The sequence below is a fragment of the Lentilactobacillus sp. genome, from assembly GCF_040773105.1.
In the GTDB taxonomy this organism is placed as follows: domain Bacteria; phylum Bacillota; class Bacilli; order Lactobacillales; family Lactobacillaceae; genus Lentilactobacillus; species Lentilactobacillus parabuchneri.
In genome coordinates, this window is sequence record NZ_JAXGWW010000235.1 from 1 (window position 1) to 3,249 (window position 3,249).

Consider the following 3,249-nt stretch of genomic DNA (forward strand, 5'->3'; position numbering starts at 1 on the left):
ACTTCTTTAGGAAAAGACTATTTAAAACAGTCTGCGGTTGAACAGGCTTTCCCTGAATTTTTAGAAAAAAATACCAGATTTTCTGATAAACTGTTCTATTTTTATCATCCACAAAAACCAATAGTTATTTGTGGCGTTCATCAAAACGTTGAAGCTGAGGTAAACATGTCATTTTTAAAGTCTCATGGTATCGATCTGGTTCGAAGAAACTCCGGCGGTGGCGCAGTTTACGTTGATCCGGGAAACCTCACTTATTGCTATATTGATACAGAAGCAACCGTTCAAAAACCACAATTCGGCAAATATGCCCAACCCATCATAGACACGCTTCATCACTTAGGTGTGGATGCAGTTAAAAATGGTCGCAATGATTTAACAGTTAACGGCAGGAAATTCTCGGGTATGTCCGCGTCTAAAACCGGTCATCGGGTTTCCTACGGAGGAACGTTGATGATTAATGTCAACTTGGATAATGCCAATGAAGCGTTAACACCCTCAAAAGTTAAATTGCAGGCCAAGGGCGTAAAATCAGTTCATAGTCGAGTAACTAATATTCGACAATTCTTTAAGCCGGCATTTTCCCAAATCACCTTCGATCAATTGGAAAATATGATTCTGACGACAGCTTTTAATACTTCGGACATCACAAAAATTCCAACCTACCAACTCACAAAGAATGATTGGCAGGAAATTTCTGAATTAGCAAATCAAAAATACGCAACCCATAATTGGATATATGGTCCTGACAATCATTTCCAATATTATCGAGAGCGTTACTTTGAAGGTATTGGGACTATTGAAATAGGTTTCTCAGTCCAAAATCAAAAAGTGAAGCATCCTAAAATATTTGGGGACTTTCTTCAAGTGTCTGGAAATCTAGAGAAAATAGAATTCCAGTTGGATCAAACCAATTTTAATCAAGCTGCCTTAATTCAAGCTCTAGATCCTCTTGATCTAAAAAAAGCGATTGGAAATATCGCGCCAGAAACACTTGCAGACCTAATGTTGCAAAATTAACCTAATTGGAGTCAAACATCATGAAAATTACAAGTATTGATATCTTTCAATTGAGATGGTTTGGTTTAATGCCGGCTTGGCATCCGATTGTGATCCGAGTTAATACCGATAAAGGAATCCAAGGTTTTGGTGAATCCGGTCTGGCTTATGGTCGTATCAATGAAGGAATGGTTGGCACCCTTAGTGATCTTTCAAAGGTCATTATTGATCGCGATCCACTTCAAAGTGAAAAAATTTGGGCTGACTTTTATCAAACTACCTTTTGGGCAAAGGGCGGCGATGTTGTCTTCTACGCCGCAGTTAGTGCCATTGATACCGCACTTTGGGACATTAAGGGGAAACTTCTTAACGTCCCGGTTTATCAATTATTAGGCGGCAAAACTCGTGACAAAATTTCAGCGTATGCCAGTCAAATCCAATTCGATTGGGACACCAAAGTCCGCTTTTTGAAAACGCCGGCAGAATATGCGCAAGTCGCAAAGAAAGTTGTCAATCAAGGTTATACCACTATTAAAATTGATCCGTTTATGATCCAAGGGTCAGGAAAAATTGCTCGCGCTACTCATGGTCTGCTAACCAACTCCATGATAAATGATTACTACAGTCGTTTAAAAGCAATTCGGCATGCTGTTGGACCGGATATTAACATCATTTTAGAGTGTCACGCCAACTTAACGGCTAATTCAGCGATTCAGTTTATCAAAAAATGTCACGACTTAAATCTCTACTATATTGAAGAACCGTGTTCACCCATGAATCCTGATATAATGAACGATATCAAGGATACAACTGGTGCGGCACTGGCAAGTGGTGAACGAATTGCCACTCGGTTTCATTTTTCGTCGTTTATTCACAGTCGTTCCTTAAATGTTATTCAGCCTGATATCGGAATCTGTGGTGGCATCACTGAGGCAAGGAAAATCAGTGATATGGCTGATACAAATGATATTGATGTTCAATTTCATGTTTGTGGCAGCCCAATTGCAACGGCTGTTGCGCTTCAGCTTGAAGCTGTTATTCCCAATAGTTTAATTCATGAATATCATGAAATTTCATTAAAACCGCAAAATATTGCAAGTGGTCTATATGACTACCATCCAATTGACGGGTACTTCAAGATTCCGGATAAGCCCGGAATTGGACAGGCTTTAAGCGATGACGCAATGACTAGTGCCGTCAAAACTACTATCGATTAATAAAATGCAAGGAGCTACAATTATATGTCTTCATACAAACTATCAATCCCCGTTATTGCTCAGCGCCCAGAACTCCCAACCGGCTGCGAGATTACTGCCACCACAATGATGCTTCAATATGCAGGTGCCGTTGTTGACAAAGTTCAGCTGGCACATGAAATGCCCTACCATCCGACTGACCCCAATCAGGGATTTGTTGGTAATCCATTCACTGATGATGGTGATAGTATTTACCCATCTGCACTCACAGATTTAGTGACAACCTATGCAGGAAACGCTGTCAATTTGAGCGGTCAACCATTGGCCAATCTAAAACAGTATTTAAGTGCAACAGGTCACCCCATTGTCATATGGGTTGGTGAATTTGACGGATTTCACACCCATGCCCTATTAATGACGGGGTTTAACAACTCAACAATTTATTTTAACGATTGTTGGACGAAAAAGCAGGACTCATTGCCTGAAGATGCGTTCTATAAAATCTGGCACAACAAACAACAAATGGCTTTAAGCTATTAAAAACAAGGAGTTGGGGCAAAATGATTTTGCCTCAACTCCTTGTTTTATTAATAACCAATCATAATTAATGGTTATATCTTTATCCAATTAATAATATGTTGCAACCTGATACATTTTTTTCACAAAATCTTTCGGTGTTAAACCAAGTGGCTCTTAATTCCGATGAAGTCCAAAAGCGGACTCAAACTAGAATAAACATATTAAGACTTCTTTCTGATTCTATTGATCCACAACCAAAACCAATGGCCTTTGTTATACCACATTGCAAAAAAGCTTCAATAAGGTCCGAGCTGGAAAGCGTGGGGATAACGGAAAGCTTCATTTATCCAGATCCATCACATATTGCACATGAAATTTCAAAGACTTATTAGATTTGAATCGACACAGCATAATCCATTAAATCAATTGAGCTTTTTGGCCATTAGGGTATACCCTAGTGGCCGTTTTTGATTCTGTGCTATACTAGGAATTACAAATGTTCATTAGAACTGTCCAAAAGGAAGTGCTGACAATGGCT

The 3,249-nt window shown here is 39.3% G+C and carries 3 protein-coding genes; all 3 read left to right on the plus strand.

The features are described from left to right. Window positions 1–1,017: lipoate--protein ligase (locus tag AB3112_RS09955; RefSeq protein ID WP_367334408.1), on the plus strand; the 1,017-nt coding region annotated here is incomplete at its 5' end. A 20-nt stretch (window positions 1,018–1,037) separates the two neighbouring features. Then, entirely contained in the window at window positions 1,038–2,213 is a 1,176-nt protein-coding gene (locus AB3112_RS09960; RefSeq protein WP_057775316.1) for a mandelate racemase/muconate lactonizing enzyme family protein, read from the plus strand. 24 nt (window positions 2,214–2,237) lie between these two features. Continuing rightward, on the plus strand, window positions 2,238–2,732 hold the full coding sequence (locus tag AB3112_RS09965; RefSeq protein WP_367334409.1) for a C39 family peptidase: 495 nt from the start codon (window positions 2,238–2,240) through the stop codon (window positions 2,730–2,732). The last annotated feature ends 517 nt before the right edge of the window (window positions 2,733–3,249 follow it).

Bases quoted from the DNA above. Each gene is read 5' to 3' on its own strand.
- AB3112_RS09960 (WP_057775316.1), top strand. From the start codon at position 1,038: ATGAAAATTACAAGTATTGATATCTTTCAATTGAGATGGTTTGGTTTA.
- AB3112_RS09965 (WP_367334409.1), top strand. From the start codon at position 2,238: ATGTCTTCATACAAACTATCAATCCCCGTTATTGCTCAGCGCCCAGAA.